This is a genomic window from Pseudacidovorax sp. RU35E (assembly GCF_900156165.1).
In the GTDB taxonomy this organism is placed as follows: domain Bacteria; phylum Pseudomonadota; class Gammaproteobacteria; order Burkholderiales; family Burkholderiaceae_C; genus Xenophilus.
The window spans coordinates 212,237-236,144 of record NZ_FTMY01000009.1 but is presented as its reverse complement, the minus strand read 5'-3'; the positions used below and the strand labels follow the sequence as shown (position 1 = coordinate 236,144).

The 23,908-nt window shown below is 67.4% G+C and carries 19 protein-coding genes; 8 read left to right on the top strand and 11 right to left on the bottom strand.

The window, feature by feature from the left end; translation table 11 throughout:
- Nucleotides 1-33: 33 nt before the first annotated feature.
- The 3 genes from BXA03_RS17770 to BXA03_RS17760 form a co-directional block, all read right to left on the bottom strand.
- Nucleotides 34-687, bottom strand: coding sequence for a phosphoadenosine phosphosulfate reductase domain-containing protein (locus BXA03_RS17770; RefSeq protein WP_076510258.1), 654 nt, complete (start codon nucleotides 685-687; stop codon nucleotides 34-36).
- Nucleotides 688-968: 281 nt separating this feature from the next.
- A complete protein-coding gene (locus tag BXA03_RS17765) occupies nucleotides 969-1,370 on the bottom strand; it encodes a DUF934 domain-containing protein (protein WP_143476355.1) in 402 nt (133 codons plus the stop codon).
- A 20-nt stretch (nucleotides 1,371-1,390) separates the two neighbouring features.
- Nucleotides 1,391-3,169, bottom strand: coding sequence for a nitrite/sulfite reductase (locus BXA03_RS17760; RefSeq protein ID WP_076510256.1), 1,779 nt, complete (start codon nucleotides 3,167-3,169; stop codon nucleotides 1,391-1,393).
- A gap of 309 nt (nucleotides 3,170-3,478) precedes the next feature.
- On the opposite strand from BXA03_RS17760, the gene BXA03_RS17755 reads away from it, so the two are divergent.
- From BXA03_RS17755 to BXA03_RS17745, 3 genes are all read left to right on the top strand, one after another.
- Nucleotides 3,479-4,444: a FecR family protein gene (locus tag BXA03_RS17755; RefSeq protein ID WP_076510254.1), complete on the top strand. Its 966-nt coding sequence runs from the start codon at nucleotides 3,479-3,481 to the stop codon at nucleotides 4,442-4,444.
- Between the two features lie 35 nt (nucleotides 4,445-4,479).
- A complete protein-coding gene (locus tag BXA03_RS17750; RefSeq protein WP_076510252.1) occupies nucleotides 4,480-5,352 on the top strand; it encodes a c-type heme family protein in 873 nt (290 codons plus the stop codon).
- A 75-nt stretch (nucleotides 5,353-5,427) separates the two neighbouring features.
- Nucleotides 5,428-6,852, top strand: a complete 1,425-nt coding sequence (locus BXA03_RS17745; protein ID WP_076510250.1) for a serine/threonine-protein kinase — start codon at nucleotides 5,428-5,430, stop codon at nucleotides 6,850-6,852.
- 15 nt (nucleotides 6,853-6,867) lie between these two features.
- Here the strand turns inward: BXA03_RS17745 and BXA03_RS17740 are convergent, their stop codons facing one another.
- Genes BXA03_RS17740 through cyoA form a run of 7 tightly spaced genes read right to left on the bottom strand, consistent with a single transcriptional unit; the run spans nucleotide 6,868 to nucleotide 13,615 of the window.
- Nucleotides 6,868-7,425: a response regulator transcription factor gene (locus BXA03_RS17740; RefSeq protein WP_076510248.1), complete on the bottom strand. Its 558-nt coding sequence runs from the start codon at nucleotides 7,423-7,425 to the stop codon at nucleotides 6,868-6,870.
- Nucleotides 7,422-8,774 carry an ATP-binding protein gene (locus BXA03_RS17735; RefSeq protein WP_076510246.1) on the bottom strand — a complete coding sequence of 451 codons (1,353 nt, stop codon included), beginning with the start codon at nucleotides 8,772-8,774 and terminating at the stop codon, nucleotides 7,422-7,424. Before BXA03_RS17735 ends, BXA03_RS17740 begins: the two co-directional genes overlap by 4 nt.
- Nucleotides 8,771-9,517, bottom strand: coding sequence for an SURF1 family protein (locus BXA03_RS17730; protein WP_076510243.1), 747 nt, complete (start codon nucleotides 9,515-9,517; stop codon nucleotides 8,771-8,773). Before BXA03_RS17730 ends, BXA03_RS17735 begins: the two co-directional genes overlap by 4 nt.
- Nucleotides 9,514-9,933, bottom strand: coding sequence for a cytochrome o ubiquinol oxidase subunit IV (cyoD, locus tag BXA03_RS17725; protein WP_076510241.1), 420 nt, complete (start codon nucleotides 9,931-9,933; stop codon nucleotides 9,514-9,516). Before cyoD ends, BXA03_RS17730 begins: the two co-directional genes overlap by 4 nt.
- Nucleotides 9,933-10,565, bottom strand: a complete 633-nt coding sequence (cyoC, locus tag BXA03_RS17720) for a cytochrome o ubiquinol oxidase subunit III (RefSeq protein ID WP_076510239.1) — start codon at nucleotides 10,563-10,565, stop codon at nucleotides 9,933-9,935. Before cyoC ends, cyoD begins: the two co-directional genes overlap by 1 nt.
- Nucleotides 10,558-12,561: a cytochrome o ubiquinol oxidase subunit I gene (gene cyoB, locus BXA03_RS17715; protein WP_076510237.1), complete on the bottom strand. Its 2,004-nt coding sequence runs from the start codon at nucleotides 12,559-12,561 to the stop codon at nucleotides 10,558-10,560. The genes cyoC and cyoB overlap by 8 nt, the downstream gene beginning before the upstream one ends.
- A 55-nt stretch (nucleotides 12,562-12,616) precedes the next feature.
- Nucleotides 12,617-13,615 carry a ubiquinol oxidase subunit II gene (gene cyoA, locus BXA03_RS17710; RefSeq protein ID WP_076510235.1) on the bottom strand — a complete coding sequence of 333 codons (999 nt, stop codon included), beginning with the start codon at nucleotides 13,613-13,615 and terminating at the stop codon, nucleotides 12,617-12,619.
- A 179-nt stretch (nucleotides 13,616-13,794) separates the two neighbouring features.
- On the opposite strand from cyoA, the gene BXA03_RS17705 reads away from it, so the two are divergent.
- The gene (locus BXA03_RS17705; protein WP_076510233.1) at nucleotides 13,795-15,132 is read left to right on the top strand and encodes an MFS transporter; all 1,338 of its coding nucleotides are present in this window, start codon (nucleotides 13,795-13,797) and stop codon (nucleotides 15,130-15,132) included.
- A 267-nt stretch (nucleotides 15,133-15,399) separates the two neighbouring features.
- Here BXA03_RS17705 and BXA03_RS17700 read toward each other — a convergent pair whose 3' ends face one another.
- Nucleotides 15,400-19,095 carry a PAS domain S-box protein gene (locus tag BXA03_RS17700; protein WP_076510231.1) on the bottom strand — a complete coding sequence of 1,232 codons (3,696 nt, stop codon included), beginning with the start codon at nucleotides 19,093-19,095 and terminating at the stop codon, nucleotides 15,400-15,402.
- Nucleotides 19,096-19,238: 143 nt separating this feature from the next.
- On the opposite strand from BXA03_RS17700, the gene BXA03_RS17695 reads away from it, so the two are divergent.
- From BXA03_RS17695 to BXA03_RS17680, 4 genes are all read left to right on the top strand, one after another.
- On the top strand, nucleotides 19,239-20,519 hold the full coding sequence (locus BXA03_RS17695; protein WP_076510229.1) for a GTP cyclohydrolase II: 1,281 nt from the start codon (nucleotides 19,239-19,241) through the stop codon (nucleotides 20,517-20,519).
- Nucleotides 20,516-21,838 (top strand): URC4/urg3 family protein, encoded by a 1,323-nt coding sequence (locus BXA03_RS17690; RefSeq protein WP_076510227.1) that lies wholly within the window; start codon nucleotides 20,516-20,518, stop codon nucleotides 21,836-21,838. Before BXA03_RS17695 ends, BXA03_RS17690 begins: the two co-directional genes overlap by 4 nt.
- A 50-nt stretch (nucleotides 21,839-21,888) precedes the next feature.
- Nucleotides 21,889-22,524 carry a uracil phosphoribosyltransferase gene (gene upp, locus BXA03_RS17685; RefSeq protein WP_076510225.1) on the top strand — a complete coding sequence of 212 codons (636 nt, stop codon included), beginning with the start codon at nucleotides 21,889-21,891 and terminating at the stop codon, nucleotides 22,522-22,524.
- A 382-nt stretch (nucleotides 22,525-22,906) separates the two neighbouring features.
- Complete coding sequence (locus BXA03_RS17680) at nucleotides 22,907-23,905, top strand: BMP family protein (RefSeq protein ID WP_076510223.1); 999 nt, start codon at nucleotides 22,907-22,909, stop codon at nucleotides 23,903-23,905.
- The last annotated feature ends 3 nt before the right edge of the window (nucleotides 23,906-23,908 follow it).

Below are 23,908 nucleotides of genomic sequence, written 5' to 3'. Positions count from 1 at the left end.
GGCAAGATGGATTCGGGAAGTGGACAGGAAGGATCAGTGCGTGATGTGCAGGCCGCACTCGCGGTTGTCCTCGCCCTTGGTCGGGTCCACGTAATCGAAGTTGTTGGGCAGGCCGTGCTGCACGCAGTAGTCGTGCAGGTCCTTGGACGACCAGTGCAGCAGCGGCGCCACCTTGATCAGCCCGTCGGGATTCACGCTGACGGGCTCCATCTGGGCGCGCACGGCGGTATCGGTTGCGCGCAGCGCGGTGAACCAGACCTGGGGCGCCGTCTCGCGCAGGGCGCGGGTGAAGGGCTCCAGCTTGACCTCTTCGGTGAAGGCCGCGTGGCGCGGGTCGTCCAGCGCGGGCGTGGGGCCTTCGACGGCCTCGCGATGCGCTCGCGAGCGCAGCGGCAGGTAGATCTTCAGGTTCAGCTTGAGCTGGCGGGTCACCTCGTCGGCGAAGCGGTAGGTGGCCTCGGTGTTGTAGCCGTTGTCCATCCACACGACCGGCACGTCGGGCTGGGTGCGCGTCACCATGTGCAGGATCACGGCCTCGAAGGGACGGAAGTTGGTGGTGACGATGGCCGGGCGGTGCAGACCGATGGCCCAGTCCACGAGGCCCTGTGCATTGCGGCCCAGGCGGGCATTGACCTCGGCCAGGTCGAAGGCGGTGGAGTTCTGGACTTGGGAAGGAATGGCGTTCATGGCTCGGCTCTTTCGAATGGCATGGCGACGACAACGACAGCAATGCCCTGGGGTCGAACTTTAGGGAGAGCCCTTATGAAACCAAACGATCTTTTTGTTCGCGCCTTATGCGGATAAGCATATTCACCGCTGCTGATGCGGGTTCTCGCGCGATGAGCGGCGAGGCTCGGATAAGGCATCGCCGGCCCGCTGGGCGCCTGCATCGGCCGACGCAGCCAAGAAAAAGCCGACCAGCACCCGCAAGCGGTGGTCGGCTGTTGGGCGCTTCGCCGCTCGGAGGATCAGGCCTCGGCGCGCACGAAATGCGGCGCCGGCTGCACCGCATCGCCCTGGTAGAAGTCGGCAAAGCGCTCGAACTGGCGCTGCGCCTCGGCCACATCCTTGCCTTCCTTGAGCACGGCGCTGGTGAAGCCCATGCGCTGCATCTGCACCAGCTGGTCGATCAGCACGTCACCGGTGGCGCGGATGTCGCCGCTGAAGCCCAGGCGGCGGCGCAGCAGGAAGGCCTGGCTGTAGGCCCGGCCGTCGGTGAACTTGGGAAAGTGCAGCTCGATGCGCGTCACGCCGGCCAGGTCGGCTTCGGCGGGGTCGGCATCGTTGGGCAACTTCAGCACGCGGTCGGCTGCCGCGGCGGCTTCGGCTTCGTGCTGGCCGGCGGAGAGGATGTTCAGGGTTTTGTTCATGCGTCTCTTCTCCCCGTGACTCAGGCGACTTCCTCGACCTTGAAGCGGGCGCCGTTGGCGGCCGCCTTGAAGGGCTCGTGGCCGACGCGGCGCAGCGTGTCGATGAAGGTTTCGCCGGCATTGCGGGTGTCGCGGTAGGTGCCGAGCACGGCCTCGATCACGCCCGGCACTTCGGCCGCCGAGAAGGAGGGACCGACCACCTTGCCGGCCTGGGCCGGGCCGCTCAGGTCGGAGCCGTCCGAGCCGGCCAGCGTCACCTGGTACCACTCCTTGCCGTCCTTGTCGACTCCGAGGATGCCGATGTGGCCGCTGTGGTGGTGGCCGCAGCTGTTGATGCAGCCGCTGATGTGCAGGTCGATCTCGCCCAGGTCGTCCAGCTCGTCCAGGTCCTGGTAGCGCTCTGTGATGGCCTCGGCGATGGGGATGGAGCGCGCATTGGCCAGGGCGCAGAAGTCGCCGCCGGGGCAGGCGATCATGTCGGTCAGCAGGTGCACGTTGGCGCTGGCAAAGCCGGCGGCGCGGGCGGCCTGCCAGAGTTCGAACAGGTCTTCGGCATGCACCCAGGGCAGCAGCACGTTCTGGTCGTGCGTCACGCGCAGTTCGCCGGCCGAGAAGCGGTCGGCCAGCTCGGCCACGGTGTCCAGCTGGTCGGCCGAGGCATCGCCCGGCGCCTGGCCCCGGCGCTTGAAGGAGAGCGTGACGGCGCGCAGTTGCGGGTTCTGGTGCGCGGCCACGTTGCGCTGCAGCCAGCGGGCGAACATCGGCTCGCGGTCGGCAGCCTGGCGCAGGACGGCGTCCGCCTGCTCGGCCGGCACACCGGCGCGGGCGGCCAGTGCCGGCGGCACGAAGGAGGCGGCCACCCGGTCGAACTCGGCCTGGCTGATGGTATGCGGGGCGCCATCGCGCTCGATCACGTCGCGGTATTCGGCCTCGACGTCGTCGATGTAGGCCTGACCCTCGGACTTGACCAGGATCTTGATCCGGGCCTTGTACAGGTTGTCGCGGCGACCGTAGCGGTTGTAGACCCGGATCACCGCTTCGAGGTAATTCATGATCTGGTTCCAGGGCAGGAACTCGCGCAGCACCGTGCCCACGATGGGCGTGCGGCCCATGCCGCCGCCCACACGCACCTGGAAGCCGGTCTCGCCGGCCTCGTTCTTCACCAGCTTCAGGCCCACGTCGTGCCAGCCGGTGGCGGCACGGTCCTCGGTGGCGCCGGTGATGGCGATCTTGAACTTGCGCGGCAGGAAGGCGAACTCGGGGTGCAGGGTGCTCCACTGCCGCATGATCTCGGCGTAGGGGCGGGGGTCGGCGACCTCGTCCACGGCCACGCCCGCGCGCTCGTCGGTGGTGATGTTGCGGATGCAGTTGCCGCTGGTCTGGATGCCGTGCATGTCCACGGTGGCCAGCAGTTCCATCACCTCGGCGCTCTTGCCAAGGGGGATCCAGTTGTACTGGACGTTCTGGCGCGTGGTGAAGTGGGCGTAGTGGGTGGGCAGCGACGTGGTGCCCAGGGCGCCCTGCGTTTCCAGGGCTTGTCGGTAGACCTCGGCCTCGGGCTCGTCGTATTCGCGGGCGATACGGGCCAGCACGCGCACCTGCCGGCTGGAGAGCTCGCCGTAGGGCACGGCCACGCGCAGCATCGGCGCATAACGCTGCACGTACCAGCCGTTCTGCAGGCGCAGCGGGCGGAACTCCTCCTCGCTGAGGCTGCCCGCCTGCCAGCGCTCAAGCTGGTCGCGGTACTGTGCGGCGCGCTGGCGCACGAACTGGCGGTCGAAGTCTGTGTATTGGTACATCGTGTGTGGGAGGCAGTCGGCCACGCGGCGCGGACACCGCGCGCGAAGGCGGCACTTTAGGCGCCACCCTTATGAAGGCAAACGATTTTTTGGTTCGCGCCTTATGCGCATAAGCTTATGCAGCTGATCTGATGCGGCCTGCGGCAGGGAAAAATGCCGGGGTCGGATAAGGCGGCGGTAAGCGGAACAGACGGTGATTTTAGGAGGCCAGGGCAGCCATGCAGGTCCCGGGGCTGCGTCCCTCGGTCATGGCTTAGGCCATCCTGCATATGGTCCACACACGAAGCGCCCGGCATCATCCCGCCCTTCATGGGGCCGCGCCGAACGTCGATCACCGTCACGAAGCTGATCCGCACGCTCGCCGCGGCTGTTCTTCTTCTGGTTCTTTTCGCCACCCCAGCGCTGGCTGCGGGACCGGTGGTCATCGCGACGCTGGTCGAGGGCGAGGCCCATCTGCTGAGGGAGGGTGGCCGTTTCGCGCTGGCACCGGGCGTCGTGCTTCAGGCCGGTGACCTCGTCCAGACCGCCGCCGATGCCCGCCTGCTCCGGCTCGAGTACGCAGACGGTCCCGTCGTCGACCTCGGGCCCGCCAGCCGGGCGATGGTCGAAGCGCGGCTGGGCACCGGCGGCCGGGCCCCGGCCGGCCGGCTCTACCTGCTGCAAGGTTGGGTCAAGCTGGGTGCGGCGCCTTCGTCCCGTGCCGTGACCAGCCTGCTGACGCCCGACCTCGCGCTGACGGGGGAGGGCGGCAGCGTGGTGGTACAGGTCGCGCCGTCCAGGACCCAGGTCTTTGCCGAATCTGGCAAGGCGCGGGTGCAGGCGCGGACCGTGCGCGGCCAGGAGCCCGTCGAACTGGCCACGGGACGGTTGCTCGACGCCGAGGGCTGGACCGAGCGCGCGCGCCCGGACGCCGCCTTCGTTCGCGCCGTGCCGCCCAGCTTCCTCGACCCGTTGCCGCTGCGCGCTGCACGATTCAAGGACCGACCGGTCGAGGCCGAGCGGGTGGACGATCTGCGTTACGAGGACGTGGCGGCCTGGCTGCAGGCGGAGCCCGCGCTGCGTGCGCGCTTTGCAGAACGTTGGCGAGGACTGGCGAAGAAGCCTGCGTTCCGCGCCGCCTTGGTCGCCAACATGAATCGACACCCCGAGTGGGACCGCGTCGTCTTTCCCGAGAAATACGTCAAGCCGCGGTCGCAGCCTGCGCCAGCCCTACGGTCGGCGCCCCCTCCCGCAGCGCCCACCGTTCCCCCAGTGCCGGGGCGCTCCGCCTACTGACGGGACCACCGCCTCCGTCCTGCCATGACATCGCCATGAAACTGCTGCTCAAGTTCAATCTGGTCTTTCTGTTGGTCTTCGCGGTCGGGCTGGGCGCCTCGGCCTACCTGGCGCGCGATCTGCTGCAGCGCGGCGCCCATGACGAAGTGGTGGAGCAGGCCCGCCTCATCATGGAAAGCGCTGCGGCCGTCAGCACGTACACGGCCACGCAGGTGCAGCCGCTGCTGCAAAACCAGATGAACTACACCTTCCTGCCGCAGTCGGTGCCGGCCTATTCGGCCACCGAGATGGTCAATGCTCTGCGCGAGATGCATCCCGAATACGGCTACAAGCCGGCCATGCTCAATCCCACCAATCCGCGCGATCGCGCCCAGGACTGGGAGGAGGACGTGATCGCCCGTTTCGCCAAGGACAAGGAACTCACGGAATTCATCGGCCAGCGTGAGACTGCCTCGGGCCGTGCGCTGTTCGTCGCGCGCCCCATCCGCATCAGCAACCCGGCGTGTCTGAGCTGCCACAGCACGCCGGCGGCGGCCCCGGCCACCATGATCGAGAAGTACGGCCCGGCCAACGGCTTCGGCTGGACGATCGGCGAGACACTTGGCGCGCAGGTGGTCTCGGTGCCGATGTCGGTGCCCTTCGATCGCGCCTCCAAGGCGTTCGCCGTCGTCATGGGCTCGCTCGCTGCGGTGTTCCTCCTGATCGGTGGCGCGCTCAACCTGATGCTCTGGAAGCTGGTCATCCAGCCCGTGACCCGCCTGTCGGCGCTGGCCGACCGCGTGAGCATGGGTGAGCTGGAAGCGCCCGAGTTCCCGGTGCGCAGCCGCGACGAGATCGGCACGCTGGCCGAATCCTTCGCCCGCATGCGCGCGAGCCTGGTGCAGGCCATGAAGATGCTGGACGTCTGAGTGCCGGTGGGCCGGACATCGCTCCCGCGCGCGGACAGCGTGCACGCGCCGCAGCGGCCGCGTCGAGGCTGAGGCATGCAGCACCCGCGCCGCCTCGGCAAGTACGACATCGTGGGCGTCCTGGGGGAGGGCGCCATGGGGGTGGTCTACAAGGCCCACGACCCGTTCATCGACCGGCAGGTCGCCATCAAGACGGTGCGCAAGGCGCTGCTCGACTCCAGCATCGCCGAGGACATGGCCGCACGCTTCCGCAACGAAGCACGCGCGGCAGGGAGGCTGTCGCACCCGGGCATCGTGCCGATCTACGAATACGGCGAAGACGACACCACCGCCTTCATCGCCATGGAGTTCGTCGAGGGCCGCGACCTGGCGCAGATCCTCGGCGCCACACCGACGCTGCCCGAGGGCATGGCGATTCGCTTCATGCAGCAACTGCTGGATGCACTCGGCAGCGCGCACCGCGCCGGCGTCTGGCACCGCGACATCAAGCCCGCCAACCTGATCGTGACCAACGACGGGCTGCTGAAGGTGATGGACTTCGGCGTGGCCCGCATCGCCAGCGCTGCGCTCACCCAGGCGGCGTCGACCATCGGCACGCCCGGCTACATGGCCCCGGAGCAGTACATCGGCGAGAGCATCGACCACCGGGTGGACCTGTTCGCCGCGGGCGTGCTGCTGTACCGCATGCTGAGCGGCCGTTCCCCGTTCGCGGCCGAGACGCCCGAGGCTGTCATGTACAAGGTGCTGCACCAGGATCCGGCGCCGCTGTCGACGTTGGACGGGCTGTCGATCCCCACGTCGCTGGATGCGGTGATCGCCCGTGCGCTGGCCAAGGCGCCGCAGGCGCGCTTCGGCAGCGCCGCAGAGTTCCGTGACGCGCTGGCCGAGCGCAGCGCGGTTGCCGGAGGCACCACGGCCGAGGACGCCACCGTCATCGCGGCCATGCCCTTGCGTGTGCGGCCGGCCACCCCCGGCACCTCGCGCGGCCCGACCGGCTCGGCGATGCCTTCCAGCTGGGACGCCGGCAGCCTGGCCGCGGTGGAGGCCGCGCTGACCCGCTTCATGGGACCGATGGCGCGCGTCCTGGTGCGCGAGGCGGCGCGAACGAGCACGGACCTGCAGCAACTGCAGGACAGCGTGGGCCAACATATCCGCGACCCGGGCGAGCGGCAGCGCTTTCAGGCGCTGGTGAGTGCCAGCGCAGCGGCAGGCACGTCGGCCGGCACGCGGGCGGGGTCGGCGGCCGTGCCCACGGGGGCGGCGTCCTCGCCGGCGAGCACGTCGGTACCCGACGCGGCCATTTCTGCGGGCCTGAGCGACTATGCCAGCCGCGCACTGGCCCGGCAGCTCGGTCCCATTGCCAAGGTGGTGGTGCGCAGGGCCATGGCGCAGGCGCGCACGCGCCAGGAATTTTTCGGCCAGCTGTGCGCGTCGGTAGACGACCCGGTGCGTCGGGCGCAACTGCAGGCCGAGCTGGCTCGGGCGCCAGAAGGCATCTGAGGCGCTCGCCAGCGCCTACTTGACCTGCTGCTTGCCCAGCTTGCGCGCCAGGGTCCGGCGGTGCATGCCCAGCCGGCGCGCGGTCTCGGAAATGTTGAAGCCGGTCTCGGCCAGGGTTTCGTGGATGCGCTCCCACTCCAGCGTCTTGATCGAGCTGGCGCGCTGGGTGAGTTCCACCTCGGTACTGCCGTCGGCGCGGCCGAAGGCCTCCTCGATGTCGTCGGTGTTGGAGGGCTTGGCCAGGTAGTGACACGCGCCGAGCTTGATCGCCTCGACCGCCGTGGCGATGCTGGCGAAGCCGGTGAGCACCACGATCAGCATTTCCGGGTCGTGCGCGTGCAAGGCCTGCACGCAGGCCAGGCCCGACGCTTCGCCCTGCAACTTGAGGTCGACGACCGCGTGGGTGGGCGCCTCGGTCTCCAGCAGCGCATTCACCTCCTCGAGGCTGCCGGCCCGCAGCACCTCATAGCCTCGACGTTCGAAGGATCGCGCGAGCGTGCGCGCGAAGGCGTCGTCGTCTTCCACGATCAGCAGTTGCCGGGCGTCGGCATCGGACAGCAGCAGGTCGGTCATTCAGCGGGATCCGTGGTGGCTAGCGTGACGGCGGCGAGAGGCAGCGTGATGCGCACCAGCGCACCGCCCTCCGCACGATTGGCGGCCTCCACCTGACCGCCCAGGGTGCGGGCGACGTTCACGACGAGGAACAGGCCCAGGCCGCTGCCGGGGCGCCCCTTGGTCGACTGGTACGGCGTGCCCAGTCGCGTGAGCATGTCGGCACGAAAGCCCGGTCCTTCGTCGAACACCTCGAGCACCAGCGTGTCGTCTTCGCGGCCCACATGGAGGTGGATCCGCTGCGGAGAGGCCTCGCGGGCATTGTCCAGCACGTTGCAGATCATCTGCGCGATGGCCGAGTCCGAGACCATGGGCAGATCGTGCCCAAAGCGGTTGCTGTAGAGCAGCACCGTGCCTGAGCGGGTGGAGCGCCAGTCGGCCACCAGGTCGTCGAGGAAGCGACAGACGGTGGTCATGGCCGAGGACTCGCCCCGCGTCTCGCCAGCCGACAGCAGGATGCCGCTGACGATGGACTTGCAACGCAGCACCTGGGTCTGCATCTCGGTCACGTCCTGAAGCAGTTCGGGATCGGAATTGAAGTGGGGCAGGTGCTGCCAGTCGCCCAGGATCACGGCCAGCGTGGCCAGGGGCGTGCCCAGCTCGTGCGCCGCGCCGGAGGCCAGCAGGCCCATGCGCACGATGTGCTCTTCCTCCGCGGCGCGCTGGCGCAGCGCGGCCAGGCGGGCGTCGCGCTCGCGCAGGTTCTGGCCGATGCGGGTGATGAACACGACCAGCAATACGGCATTGAGCGCGAAGCAGATCAGCAGCCCCGACAGGTAGGGGCTGGCAAGCCCGCGGTGCGCCTCCAACGCCACTGGCAGTGGCCTGCTGAAGATCGCCAGGCCGGCGACACAGCCGATCGCCACGGCCACCATGGTCCACACGGCCCATGCGCGCAACAGCACGGCACCCAGGGTGACCTGAAGCAGGTAGAGGTAGACGAAGGGATTGCTGATCCCGCCACTCAGGTGCAGTTGGGCCGTGAGCGTGCCCACGTCCACCATCAGGCCCAGGAACAGCTCGCCATTGGTCACCCGCCGGCCGGTGCGCCAACGCAGCAGGCTCAGCACGTTGAATGCCAGCAGGCCGGCCAGCACGGCCAGCATGGGCTCCATCGGAATGGGCAATTGCAGGCCGTAGTGCGCCACCTCGATGGTGACGATCTGGCCGAAGGCAGCGATCCAGCGCAGCTGGATGAGCTGGTGCAGGTTCTTGCGGCCGGTGGCCGAATCGAGGCCTCGCGCGGCCTGGGCCCGCACCTGGGCGCGGGCCGCGAGCAGGGCGGGGGAGTCGGAAGGGCTGGCGCTCATTGCGCCGGATTGTCGTCCGGTGCCAGCGCGCCCCGGCGCCAGGCATAGCCCATGCCCACGAGCAGGAGCAGGGCCATCCCGTACCAGGTGATGGCGTACATCAGGTGGTTATTGGGAAAGCGGATGACGGTCAGGCCGCCCACGGGCCAGGTGCCCTCGGCCTGCCGCGGGTCGCGGGCCGCGTCCACGAAGTAAGGGGCGGTGTCGGCGGCCGGAAGCCCGCGGGCCGCGGTGAGCGCGGCGATGTCGCGCGAATACCAGCGGTTGGCGGCGGGATCGTTGTGACGCAGGAAGGCGCCCTTGGGCTCGGTGATGCGCAGCAGGCCCACCACGTCGACGGTGCCGGTCGGCTCGGCCCGGCCGCGGGCCGAGGGCTCACGCGCCTGCGGGGGAAGGAAGCCGCGGTTGACCCACACGAAGCTGCCGTCCGGCCGCTCTAGCGGCGTCAGCAGCCAGAAGCCGGCGCCCAGGTCGGTCGTTGCCTGCACCAGCGCCGCCTTGTCCGGCAGGAAGCGGCCCTGGAGCTTCACGCGCTGGTATTCCGCACTCTCGGCGGTGACGGACGGCCACGCAGCGCGAGCCGGTGCGTCGGCCGGCGTTGCCGTCACCCGGGCTTCGACCCGTGCGATCAGCGCGCGCTTCCAGCCGAGGCGATGCACCTGCCAGCTGCCCAGGGCCAGCAGGAGCACAAAAAAAAGTGCCGCGGCAGGCACCAGGACCTGACCGCGGCGGCGCTGCGTCATTGCGCGCGCTGGATGTGCTGGTGCATCTCGTGGGCCGGCATCATGTTCGTGTTCATGTGGAACATGACCCACAGCGTGCCCGCGATCGCGATGGCCACGAAGACGATGGTGAAGATGGTGGACAGCATGGTCCAGCCGCCCTCGACCTTCCCGTTCATGTGCAGGAAGAAGATCATGTGGACGACGATCTGCACGATGGCGAAGGCGCCCAGCACGATGACGGCCGTGTTGCGGTTGCTGATCACGTCGTTCATCACCAGCCAGAAAGGAATGGCGGTGAGGACGATCGACAGCACGAAACCGATCATGTAGCCCGAGAAGCTGCTGTGCGGCCCCACGTCGCCGTGGTGGTCGTCATGGTGATGATCGTCATGGGTGTGGCCGGCATGGGCCGCGTGGGTGGCATGGGTACTCATCACAGCACTCCCATCAGGTAGACGAAGGTGAAGACGCCGATCCAGACGACGTCCAGAAAGTGCCAGAACATCGACAGGCACATCAGGCGCCGCTTGTTCTCGTGGATCAGGCCGCGCTTGGAGATCTGGATCATCAGCACGACCAGCCAGATGGAGCCGAAGGTCACATGCAGGCCGTGGGTGCCCACGAGCGCAAAGAAGGCCGACAGGAAGGCGCTGCTCTGCGGCGTGGCGCCTTCATGGATCAGGTGGTGGAACTCATAAAGCTCCACGCCCAGGAAGCACAGGCCGAAGACGCCGGTGATGGCCAGCCAGCCCAGCGTGCCGCCCACTTTGTTCTGCTGCTTCTGGAGCATGGCGAAGCCAAAGGTGATCGACGACAGCAGCAGGAAGCCCGTGTTGATGGCCACCAGCTTCAGGTCGAACAGCTCGGCGCCGCTCGGGCCACCGGCATAGCTGCGGCCGAGCACGCCATAGGTTGCGAAGAGCGCCGCGAAGATCAGGCAGTCGCTCATCAGGTAGAGCCAGAAGCCCAGCGAGGTGCCGTTCTCCGGATGGGGCTCCTCTGCCAGGTGGTAGGCGCGGTCGGTGGTGTCGCCGGCGGTGCCGGTTGCGTAGGCGAGATCAGACATGACGGGCCAGCAGTTGGGTGCGCGCGTTCTCGGCAGCCGAGACTTCGTCGGCCGGGATGTAGTAGTCGCGCTTGTAGTTGAAGGTGTGGATGATCGACGCCAGGATGGTGGCTGCGAACGAGGCGGCGGCCAGCGGCCACATGTGCCAGATCAGCGCGAAGCCGCAGATCACCGAGAACACCGAGATCACCACGCCGGCGCCGGTGTTGGCGGGCATGTGGATCGGCTTGAAGCCACCCAGCGGACGCTTGTAGCCGTATTGCTTCATGTCCCACCACGCGTCGACCTCATGCACGACCGGCGTGAACGCGAAGTTGTACTGCGGCGGGGGCGAGGAGGTCGCCCACTCCAGCGTGCGGCCGTTCCACGGGTCGCCCGTGTGGTCGCGCAGCTGCTCGCGGCGCAGGTAGCTCACGCCCAGCTGGATCAGGAAGCAGCCGATGCCGCAGGCGATGAGCACGGCGCCAAAGGCGGCGATCTGGAACCAGATCTGCAGCGAGGTGTCTTCGAAATGGTTGACGCGACGCGTCACACCCATCAGGCCAAGCACATAGAGCGGCATGAAGGCCACGTAGAAGCCCACCAGCCAGAACCAGAACGAGCACTTGCCCCAGAAGGCGTCCAGCTTGTAGCCGAAGGCCTTCGGGAACCAGTAGTTGATGCCGGCGAACATGGCGAACACGACGCCGCCGATGATCACGTTGTGGAAGTGGGCGATCAGGAACAGGCTGTTGTGCAGCACGAAGTCTGCCGGGGGCACGGCCAGCAGCACACCGGTCATGCCGCCGATGGCGAAGGTGACCATGAAGCCGACGGTCCAGAGCATGGGCGGCTCGAAGCGGATGCGGCCGCGGTACATGGTGAAGAGCCAGTTGAAGATCTTCGCGCCCGTCGGGATCGAGATGATCATGGTCGTGATGCCGAAGAAGGCGTTCACGCTCGCACCCGAGCCCATCGTGAAGAAGTGGTGCAGCCACACGATGTACGACAGGATGGTGATACAGACCGTGGCATAGACCATGGACGTGTAGCCGAACAGGCGCTTGCCCGAGAAGGTGGCCACCACCTCGGAGAACACGCCGAAGGCCGGCAGCACCAGGATGTAGACCTCAGGGTGGCCCCAGATCCAGATCAGGTTGACGTACAGCATCGGGTTGCCGCCCGACACGTTGGTGAAGAAGTTCGTGCCGACGTAGCGGTCGAGGGACATCAGCACCAGGGCGGCCGTCAGCACCGGGAAGGAGGCCACGATCAGCGCGTTGGTGCACAGCGAGGTCCAGGTGAAGACGGGCATCTTCATCAGGCCCATGCCGGGTGCGCGCATCTTGACGATGGTCACCAGCAGGTTGATGCCCGAGAGCGTGGTGCCCACCCCCGCGATCTGCAATGCCCAGATGTAGTAATCGAGACCCACCCCGGGGTTCTGGTTGCCCAGCGTCGACAGCGCGAGCCAGCCGGCGGTGGAGAACTCGCCCAGGAACAGCGACAGCATCACCAGCACGGCGCCGCCGGTGGTCATCCAGAAGCTGAAGTTGTTCAGGAAGGGGAAGGCCACATCGCGCGCGCCGATCTGCAGCGGCACGAGGTAGTTCATCAGGCCCGTCACCAGCGGCATCGCCACGAAGAAGATCATGATGACGCCATGCGCCGTGAAGATCTGGTCGTAGTGGTGCGGCGGCAGGTATCCCATGTTGTCGCCGAAGGCCACGGCCTGCTGCAGCCGCATCATCAGCGCGTCGGCGAAGCCGCGCAGCAGCATCACGATGCCCAGGATCATGTACATGATCCCGATCCTCTTGTGGTCGATGCTGCAGAACCAGTCGCGCCACAGGGGGCCCCAAAGGCGGAACTTGGTGAGTAGCGCCAACATGGCCAGGCCGCCGAGCGCGACGGCGATGAAGGTCCACAGCACGATCGGCTCGTGCGCCATGGGAACGGATTCCCAGGTCAGCCGCCCCAGCAGCCAGTGGGGCGCGGCGGTAGAAGGTTCAGTCATAGGGCTTCGTTTCTTCGAATGGGTGCCGGGATGCGGGCCGGGGAGGGCGGCGTCCTCAGTTGAGCAGGTCGACCGGTTGGTTGGGCGTGCAGATCTGCTGGGGCATGAGCGCGGCGACGGCGGCTTCACCAGCCTTGGTGCGGCCGCGCAGGGCGTCCTGGGCCATCACCTCGTGCATGCAGCGCTGGCCGTCGACGGTGCACAGGCCGAGCACACGCGAGTACAGATCCGCATCGACCGACGCGAAGCGCCGCACCGGGTTGCGCTCGCTGGGACGGGCCAGGTCGTTGTAGACCGCGCGAGTCAGGCTCTGGCTGCCAGACTTGGCATCGGCCACCCACTTGGCGAAGTCCTGATCGGAGACACCGTGGAATTTGAAGGTCATGCCCGAGAAGCCGGCACCGCTGTAGTGCGAGGACAGGCCGTGGTAGACGCCGGGCTTGTTGATGACGGCGTTGAGCTCGGTCTGCATGCCGGGCATGGTGTAGATCATGCCGGCGAGGTCGGGCACGTAGAACGCATTCATCGTGGTGCTCGAGGTCAGCTTGAAGCGGATGGGACGGTCGACCGGTGCGGCGACCTCATTGACGGTCGCGATGCCCTGCTCGGGGTAGATGAACAGCCATTTCCAGTCCAGCGAGACCACCTGGATCTCCAGCGGCTTGACATCGGCCGCCACGGGCTTGCCGGCGGCGACGCGGTCCAGGGGGCGATAGGGGTCCAGCGTATGGGTGCTGATCCACGTCAATGCGCCCAGCGCGATGATGATCAACAGTGGCGCCGACCAGATCACGAGTTCGAGACGGGTGGAGTGGTGCCAGTCGGGCTGGTAGTCCGCGTCCTTGTTCGCGGCACGGTAGCGCCAGGCGAACAGCAGCGTCAGCACGATCACCGGAATGATGATCAGCAGCATCAGCCCGGTTGCGATCATCACGAGGCGGCCCTGCTGCGAGGCGACGTCCCCCGAGGGATTGAGCACCACCATGTTGCAACCGGCCAGAAGCGCCGTGGCGGCCAGGATGACTGGCGCGCGGAAGGTCTTGAATGAAGGCATACGCTGGAATCTGAAGGGAACGAGCAGGCCGGCACCTCGCGCGCCGGCGGCAGGAGTCCGCACTGTAGAGGTGCACGCCCGCGTAGGCGATTGGACAATTTGTCCTATAGCTGCCGTCCGACGGAGCTGCGAAGCTCGCGTGGTAATCTGGGCCCTCCTCGGAACAAGGGAGACTTTCGATGAGCAGCCTGAGCCCGGCACACGCCGGAATCCACTCTGGAGAACTCGAGCGAGACGCTCGCCAGGTCAACGCAGATGATCACGATGTGGCCCCGGGCGACATCGCGGTTGGCGTGGTGATCGGGCGGTCGTCCGAGTACTTCGACTTCTTCGTCTTCGGCATCGCTTGCGCGCTGGTGTTTCCCCAGCTGTTCTTCCCCTTTGTGGACCGCCTGGAGGGCACACTCTACGCGTTCGCCATTTTCTCGCTGGCCTTCATCGCGCGCCCCATTGGCACCATCGTCTCGATGGGCATCCAGAAGCGCTACGGACGCGCCACCAAGCTGACCATCGCGCTGTTCCTGCTTGGAACCTCGACCGCGGGCATCGCCTTTCTTCCGAGCTATGACGTCGCCGGCGTCTGGGCGATCGTGCTGCTGGGCCTGTTCCGCATCGGCCAGGGCCTGGGCACGGGTGGCTCCTGGGACGGACTGCCTTCGCTGCTGTCGTTGAACGCTCCGCCGCATCGTCGCGGCTGGTATGCCATGCTGGGCCAGCTCGGTGCGCCGCTCGGCTTCGTGATCGCCAGTGCGCTGTTCATGTACCTCTACGGCAGTCTGTCGCAGGAAGATTTCATGAACTGGGGCTGGCGCTACCCGTTCTACGTGGCCTTCGCCATCAACGTGGTGGCGCTGTTCGCCCGGTTGCGCCTGGTGGTGACCCATGAGTACGAGAGGGCGCTCGAGCAGCGCGAGCTCGAACCCACACCTGCCGGCGAGTTGCTGCGCACGCAGGGCTACAACATCTTCATCGGTGCTTTCGCGGCACTGGCCAGCTATGCGCTGTTCCATCTGGTGACGGTGTTTCCGCTGTCGTGGATCCAGCTTTATTCGGACCAGTCCATTGCCGACTTCCTGGGCGTGCAGGTGATCGGGGGCCTGCTGTGTGCCGCGGCCGTCCTGGCTTCTGGCTGGATCGCCGACCGCTTTGGTCGCCGCAACACCCTGGGCACGCTGGCTGCGCTGATCGGCCTGTTCAGTCTGGTGGCGCCGGTGCTGCTGAAGTCGAGTGAAGGTCAGAACGTGTTCATCCTGATCGGATTCGTGCTGCTGGGCCTGTCGTATGGCCAGGCTTCCGGGACGGTGACCTCGAACTTCAGTGCCCGGTACCGCTACACGGGGGCAGCGCTGACTTCGGACTTCGCATGGCTCGTGGGTGCCGCATTCGCGCCGCTGGTGGCACTGGGGCTTTCCGCCCATTTCGGTTTGGCATTCCTGGGCGTGTATCTGGCGTCGGGCGCGATCTGTACGCTGGTGGCGCTCTACATCAACAAGACGCTGGAATCCTCGCGCGATTGAATGCGGAGGCAGCGTCGGCCGCCGGTCTCAAGGGCCTGCTGCTTTCGACCGAGGCAAGTGAAAGGCGTCCTGAAAAGGGCGCCTTTTTTGCTTGGCGCGTATCGTCGAACTTCTGAGCCCCAAAGCGCACTCGTTATTTGACATAACGCACATTGCATAGTTCAAATACCTCGGTGCACAGGAGTCACTCGCGCAGTTGTGGCCCCTGGACCAGCCCTCAGCGTCAGCCAGACCCCCGCGGCATCGCTCCCGTCAACGCGGCTGCGTTCAGCCGTCGACCGCAGCGGCGCGGCGCAACCGGTCCGCCAGAAGGTCCAGGGCTGCGCGTGCCCGGTCGAACTCGAAGTTGCCAATCGCCGTATTGACGTCCACCAGCATTGCGCCGGGCAGCAATGCAGACAGCGCGGTGAATGGCGCATCCGGCCATTCGCCGGCGCGCAGCAGCGTGCTCGTTCTTGCAATCAGGTCCAGCACGCACGACAGGTCGGGTTTCGGGTCGGTACCGTCGGGCGCGTCAAGCCACACGGCGTCGGACGTCTGCAGACGCTGCTCCCGCAGCGACTGTTCTGCATGCAGCAGTTCGCCTGGCAGCGCCCCGATGCACTGGTCGCATTCGGTGGCATCCAGTCCCTGGGCGGCCAGCTCGAGCCGGCCGGCGAGCCCTTGCAAGGTGTTGAGGCCGAAGTGGCCAGCGGCCCCCACCAAGCGGTGCGCCACGGCGGCCATGCCCCGCCAATCCCGCACGTCCATCAACTGCATCAGACGCGCCGGGGTCGCACGCTGTTCGGCCAGAAAGCGTTCGAGCGCGTCGTGCAGCAATTCGGGCCGGTGCCAGAGCGCAAGCGCACGGTGCCAGTCGATGGAGGGCGCGCCCGCCGGGGCCGCCTCAGGCTGGCCCGGCGCAGGATCCATGCCGAGCACCCGGGCCATCTCCCACGTCAACTGCTGCGGCGCGAGCGGCTTGTTCACGAATCCGTCCATCCCCGCCGCTTCTGCGGCGAGGCGGTCAGCATCGAGCACGCTGGCGGACATGGCAACGATCGGGACAGGGCGCTCACCCGCTGTCCGCTCGGCCCTGCGGATCGTGCGCGCCGCCGCCAGGCCGTCCATGTCAGGCATCTGGAGATCCATGAGGATCAGGTCGAAGCGCTCGGCTGCGGCGATCTGGACCGCCTGCTCGCCCCCCTCGGCCAATGCCACCTGATGGCCACTTCGGCCCAGCAGGATCTCGAGCAGCTCCAGGTTGCTCGGCGCATCGTCCACCGCCAGGATACGCAGGGCCGGCAACTCCCGCGCCTCGGGCGCGCCATGGGGCGCAGCGGCCGGTTTGCCGAGACTGCCCAGCGGGAGCGGCAGGCGCACGGTGAACACGCTGCCCTGCCCGGGCACGCTGGTCACGCGGATGGTGCCGCCCATCAGGTGCGCGAGCTGGCGGGAGATGGTGGTGCCCAGTCCGGTGCCGCCGAAGCGCCGCGAGGTCGAGGCGTCGGCCTGCGCGAAGGGCTCGAAGATGCGCTCCAGCATGCTCTGCTCGATGCCGATGCCGGTGTCCTCCACCGCCAGCGTGAGCTCACCGCCATGATGGCGCACGCGCAGCACCACCCTGCCCTGCTCGGTGAACTTGACGGCGTTGCCCAGCAGGTTGAGCAGCACCTGCTGCACGCGCAACGCGTCGCCGCAGAAGTATGACGGCATGCCTGGCTGATAGTCGAGTGCAAGGTCCAGGCCCTTGCGCATGGCGCTGATGCGCATCGAGGCGACCACCTGGTCGCACAACGCACGCAGGGAGAAGTCCTCCTCCATCAGCGTCATCGCGCCCTTCTCCAGCTTGGCCGTGTCGAGCACCTCGTTGAGCAGCCGCAGCATGGAATGGGATGCCTGGTGGATGGTGCTCAGATGCCGGCGCTGGCTGGGGTCGAGCGGGGAGTCGAGCAGCACTTCCGTGAAGCCGATGATGGCGTTCATGGGGGTGCGGATCTCGTGGCTCATGTTGGCCAGGAAAGTGCTACGCGCCGCTGCAGCGGATTCGGCACGCTCCTTCGCATCCCGCAGCGCCTGCTCCATCAGTCGTCGCTCGCTCAAGTCCGCGGCAAGCTTGAGAATCTTGAAGGGCCGACCTTCGGCGTCAAGGATCGGGTTGTAGAAACTGTGCAGCCACACTTCCCCGCCCCCACGCGTCACACGGGCGTACTCGCCACTGTGCTGCTCGCCGGCACGCAGACGCCGCCACCGCTCGGCATATTCGGGGCTCTGCACCTCATCAGCCCGGCAGAGCACCGCATGCGGCTGTCCGCGCAGTTCTTCCAGGGTATAGCCCACGAACTGCAGGAACAGCTCGTTGGCATGGAGGATCCGCCCATCGAGGTCCATCTCCAACATGCCCTGCGCCCGACCGATGGCATCGACGATTCCTTCGAACTCGACCTTGCGCGCACGCATGGCCGTGTTGTCGACCATCACGCCGTCGATCCACTGGATCTCGCCATCGCTGCCGCGCACGCCCCGGCCGGTCTCGGACACCCAGCGCAGCCGCCCGTTGCGATGACGCAGGCGGTACTCGACGTGGTACGACAGGTCCTGCACCAGGGCATGGGACACCTGCTCCCAGATGCGCTCGGCGTCGTCCGGGTGGATCAGCTCGGCGAGGCTGATGCGTCCCGCCAGGAAGTCCTCCGCGGGGAAGCCGCACAGTCCGGCCATCGCATCGCTGACGAACAGCATGCGCCAGTCGCGAGAGAAGCGGCAGCGGAACGTCACCCCGGGAATGTTGGCGATGAGCGACCGGAACTGCTCCTCACTGCGCCGCAAGGACATCTCCATGTCGCGCCGTTCGCGGATGTCGGTCATGAAGGCGACGAAGAGGGTTTCCTCCTGCACGCCGGCGCGTCCGACAGCCAGCCGGACCGGCACCGGAGCCCCCGCCCTGTCGCGGGCGTCCAACTCGCGGCCCACACCGATGAAGGTGGCCCATGTCTGCGCCACGGCATTGCTCGCATCGCGGTTGGCCTCCGGAGGCAGGGGGTCGGACATCAGCAGCGCCACGTTGCGCCCCAAAACCTCGTCGGCCCGCCACCCGAACAGCCGCTCTGCGGCGCCGTTGAAGGACTGGATGGTGCCCTGCACGTCGAACAGCACCACACCGTCACCGGCGGTGTCCACCAGGGCGCGCAGGCGCGATTCGCTGCGCCTTGCCTGCTCCAGCAACTGGCGCTGGCGAAGGCCCACATGCAAGGCGATGGCGAGCAGGCCGATCAGCGCGACGAAGCCTGCGATCACCACCGCCAGCCAGCCGTTGCGGCCGGTCGAGGCGGACGTCGTGGCGATGTCGAACCTGAGCGCCGCCATGGCCGTGAAATGCATCGAGAGGATCGCCAGCCCCAGCACCGTCCCCGCCACCATCGCGACGGCCCAGGAACTCGTCGCCCGCGCCCGAAGACGCGCGCACACCCACAGCGCCAGCGTGGCCAGGCAGATGGCAAGCACCACCGAGAGCGTGGCCATTCTCGGATCGTGGCGCATTCCGCCCGCGGCGGCCGACGCCGCCATGCCCGTGTAGTGCATGGCGCCGATCCCGGCGCCCACCGCCACGCCGCCCCAGGCAATCGCGGCGGACGCCAGTTGCGGGCGTGTGAGCAGCAGCATCGCGACCCAGCAGGCCGCAAAGGCGAGCAACAGGGAGAGCGCCGTCATGCCCAGTCCGATCGGTGCGGACGCACTGACGGCGAAGGCCAACATGCCGATGAAATGCATCGCCCAGATGCCGCAGGCCAGGGCCAGCGCGCCGCCCGCAGCACTCAGATGACGGATGAGGGCGTGGTGCGCACTCCAGCCGAGCGAGGCCATGTGCACGGCCAGGGCGGACGAGAAGATCGCCAGCACGGCCGCCAGCGCCACTAGGCGGAAGTCGTGAAGCTGCCAGAGCAAAGGCTCGGCGGAAAGGCCAGCAAAGGTGAACCAAGACATGGCTTCTTCACTATATTGCAAAAGGTAACGGATATCTGATATGACAGACGTGGCTCAGCCGTTTGGGTGAGAGCTCGGCAGCCGAACCCCTTTCTTGCCAGCGATGCGACCCCTCGCTACATTGACATTTTTGAGGGCCTGCAATGTCTGTTGACAGCACCACGTCTCCCCCTGCCACCTGCCCCTCCGCCCGCCACCACATCCGCCTGACCTCCCACGCCGGCGGGCTCGGCTCCCTCCCCATCCGCTGGGACGCGGCCACCCCTTCCGAGCGCGGCCCCGTTGTCGGCACGACGACGAAGCGGGCGCATCGCAATGTGATCGGCACCCACAGCGGCAGCTACAGCGTGTACCGGGCGCTGGCCGTGGCCGCCGGCGCGCTCAAGCGTGAGCACCGCGCCGACCTCACCAACACTTCGCCGACGGACGTCATCGGGCCCTATCCGCAATGGAGCGAGCCGGGAAAGATCGTCTCGATGGACCCCTGGGGGGCCGTCGTCTCCGACGTGTTCGCGCAGGAGCTGGCTGCGGGCTACGACATCCGCCCCACCATCGCCGTGACCAAGGCGCACGTGATCCTGCCGGAGGTGATCGATGCGCTGCAGAAGGGCCGCCTGAAGGCCGACGGCAAGTTCCTCACCGCCGGTGGCGCGGCGCTGGTCACCAAGGCGGCCATCGAACCCGTGTGGTGGCTGCCGGGTGTGGCCAAGCGCTTCGGATGCTCCGAGACCGACCTGCGGCGCGTGCTCTTCGAGGAAACGGGCGGCATGTACCCCGAACTCGTCACGCGTTCGGATCTGGAGGTCTTCCTGCCACCCATCGGCGGGCAGACGATCTACATCTTCGGCAACCCGCGCGACCTGGCCAACCCCGAGGTCGAGCTCACCGCCCGCGTGCACGACGAGTGCAATGGCTCGGACGTGTTCGGCTCCGACATCTGCACCTGCCGCCCCTACCTCACGCATGCCATCGAGGAGTGCATCCAGGGCGCGCAGCGCGGCGGCGTGGGCCTCATCTCCTATGCGCGCAAGGAAGGCCGCGCGTTGGGCGAGGTGACCAAGTTCCTGGTCTACAACGCGCGCAAGCGCCAACTGGGCGGCGACACCGCCGACCAGTACTTCGCCCGCACCGAATGCGTGGCCGGCGTGCAGGACATGCGCTTCCAGGAGCTGATGCCCGACGTGCTGCACTGGCTGGGCATCCGCAAGATCCATCGCCTCGTGTCCATGAGCAACATGAAATACGACGCCATCACCGGATCCGGCATCGAGGTGGGCGTGCGCGTCAACATCCCCGACGATCTGATCCCCGCGGATGCGCGCGTCGAGATCGACGCCAAGATGGCCGCCGGCTATTTCACGCCCGGCAAGGTGCCCGGCGCCGATGAACTCAAGGCCACCCGTGGACGGGAGCTGGGCGAATGACGGACAGCCAACACGTGCTTCCCGCCACCGACCTCAACCAACCCGAGGCCGCCGTTGCCTGGCTGCGCACGACGGTCGCCGTGCGCGAGCGTGCGGCCGAACTGCTGGACCGCGCCCGCCGTGGCGACTCGGCCTTCTTCACCATCGGTGATGAGACCAAGCTGGACGACGCCGCGCGTGAAGTGGCCCAGGCCACCCAGGCGCGCTACGCCTGGCGGCCGATCCCTTACCACAGCCGCTGGCGGCATTTCGAGGCCGGCGGCGTCGACCGGGCGGCCGAACTCGATCAGCTGCTGGGCGAGCAGGCGACACCCCGCGAGAAGGCCAAGGCGCGCATCGACCTGGCCGTGGTGAGCGTACTGCTCGACGCCGGCGCCGGGGCGGACTGGGCCTACCACGAGTCCGCGTCCGACCAGCGCTTCACCCGCTCCGAAGGCCTCGGCGTGGCCAGCTTCCATGCCTTCAAGACGGGGCTTTTCTCTTCCGACCCCGAACGCCCCTTGCAGGCCGACGCGGCCGGGCTGCGCGGCCTGGTCGCCGACCGCCTGGCGCAGGCCTTCCAGGTGCACAGCGACAACCCGCTCGTCGGCCTGGACGGCCGGGTCACGCTGCTGCGCCGTCTGGGCGAGGTGCTGGCCGAGCAGCCGGCCGTCTTCGGCACCGAGGTGCAGCGGCCGGGCGGCCTGTTCGACATGCTCATCGCGCCCGAAGGCGTGGCCGTGCCGCCCACGGCAACGGTGCAGGTTCACGACATCCTCACGCTGCTGCTGGACTCGCTCTCGGCCATCTGGCCGTCAGCCAACTACCTGCACCGGCAGCCCACCGCCCTGCCCGGCCCGGGCGAGCCGGCGCTGGCCCTGGGCGACTGCTGGGCGCACAGTGGTGTCGGCGGCGAAGGCCGCACCCATGGCTGGGTGCCCTTCCACAAACTGTCGCAATGGCTCACCTACTCACTGATCGAGCCCTTCGAGTGGGCGGGCGTGAAGGTCGAGGGGCTGGATGCCCTTACCGCCCTGCCCGAGTACCGCAATGGCGGCCTGCTGCTGGACACGGGCGTCATCGTTCCACGTGATCCAGCGCTGCTCGAACGCAGCTGGCAGCCGGGCGACGAGTTCATCGTCGAATGGCGCGCGCTGACGGTGGCGCTGCTGGACGAGCTGGCATCCATCGTGCGCCGTCATGCTGGCCGCAGCGCCGAGGAGATGCCGCTGGCCTGCATCCTCGAAGGCGGCACCTGGGCCGCAGGCAGGGCCGTGGCCCAGCGTCTGCGCGGTGGCTTGCCGCCCCTTCGCATCGAGAGCGACGGCACGGTGTTCTGAGCCCGCCTCCTCTACCATCGCACGCCTTCTGTTTTTGACAAGAACGATTCATGACGACGCCCAACGCTCACCTGATCACCCATCCGCTCGTCCAGCACAAGCTCACGCTCATGCGCCGCAAGGACGCCTCGACCAACAGCTTCCGCCGCCTGCTCAACGAACTGGCCTCGCTGATGGCCTATGAGGTGACCCGCGACATCCCGACGTCGGAGATCGAGATCGAGACGCCCCTGGAAGTGACCCGCGGCCAGGTGATCGACGGCAAGAAGCTGGTGTTCGTGTCGATCCTGCGCGCCGGCACGGGCATCCTGGACGGCATGCTCAGCGTGGTGCCTGGCGCGCGGGTCGGTCACATCGGCCTGTACCGCGACCCCAAGACGCTCACCGCCGTCGAGTACTACTTCAAGATGCCCAGCGACATGCAGGAGCGCGACATCGTGGTGGTCGACCCGATGCTGGCCACCGGCAATTCGGCCGTGGCGGCCGTGGAGCGGCTCAAGGAGCTGTCGCCCAAGTCCATCAAGTTCGTCTGCCTGCTGACCTGCCCCGAAGGCCTGACGACCATGTACGAGGCGCATCCGGATGTGCCGGTGTACACGGCGGCCATCGACCGACAGCTGAACGAGCACGGCTACATCCTGCCGGGCCTGGGCGACGCGGGCGACCGGATCTTCGGTACGAAATAGGCTCGCCCCCAGGCTGCGCGGGCTGGGGCCCGCTCCGCCCACCCCCCTCCGGGGGCACACGCAGCGGCCCGGCAAAGCCGGTTCCGCGCGTGTTGCTGGCGTGGCCTGCTCCGCGGCCTTTTGTGTTGGGGTACTTCCGGGCCGGTGGTGATGGAGTGGCCTGCTTGCGTTGCTCGGACGGATGCCCTTCAAACCGTTCACGCTGAGCCTGTCGAAGCGCGGTGCAGGGCTTCGACAGGCTCAGCCCGAACGGCAGATAGATTCAGCCGTAACTGCGGGACGCACCGCCCCACTGGCCCAGCCTGGCCTTCATGCCATGCGTACCCGGCCCAGCCGGCACCAATCCTGCTTGTCCAACACCCATCAACGAGGAGTGAGAAAGATGATCCAGCGCCGTCCCCTGATCCTGAGTGCCGCCGCCCTGGCGGGGCTTGTCGCGGTCGGGCTGCCGCAGTTCGCATTCGCCCAGTCCAAGCTCAAGGTGGCCGCGGTCTACACCGTGCCCTTCGAGCAGCAATGGGTGGGCCGCATCCACAAGGCGCTGAAGGCCGCCGAGGCCCGCGGCGAGATCGAATACAAGGCCACCGAGAACGTCGCCAATGCCGACTACGAGCGCGTGCTGCGCGAGTACGCCACGGGCGGCAATCAGCTGATCGTGGGCGAGGCCTTCGCGGTGGAGGCCGCAGCCCGCAAGGTGGCCAAGGACTTCCCCAAGACGATGTTCCTGATGGGCTCGTCTGGCAAGCCGCAGGCGCCCAATTTCAGCGTCTTCGACAACTACATCCAGGAGCCCGCCTACCTCACCGGCATGATCGCCGGCGGCATGACCAAGTCGAACAAGATCGGCATGGTGGGTGGCTTCCCGATCCCCGAGGTCAACCGGCTGATGAACGCCTTCATGGCCGGCGCCAAGGAAGTGAACCCGAAGGTTGAATTCAGCGTGAGCTTCATCAACAGCTGGTTCGATCCGCCCAAGGCCAAGGAGGCCTCCTTCGCCATGATCGACAAGGGCGCGGACATCATGTACGCCGAGCGCTTCGGCGTGAGCGACGCGGCCAAGGAGCGCAAGGTGCTGGCCATCGGCAACGTGATCAACACGCAGCCGCAGTACCCCGACACGGTGGTGGTGTCGGCGCTGTGGAACATGGAGCCCTCGATCGACCGCGCCATCAAGCTGGTAAAGGATGGCACCTTCAAGGCCGAGGACTACGGCCCCTATTCGCAGATGCAGAACAAGGGCTCCGAGCTGTCGCCGCTGGGCACCTTCGAGAAGAAGGTGCCGGCCGATTTGGTCGCCAAGGTCAAGGCCCGCGAGGCCGAGATCCTGTCCGGCAAGTACAGCGTCAAGATCGACGACCGCCAGCCAAAGTCTTCCAAGTGAAGC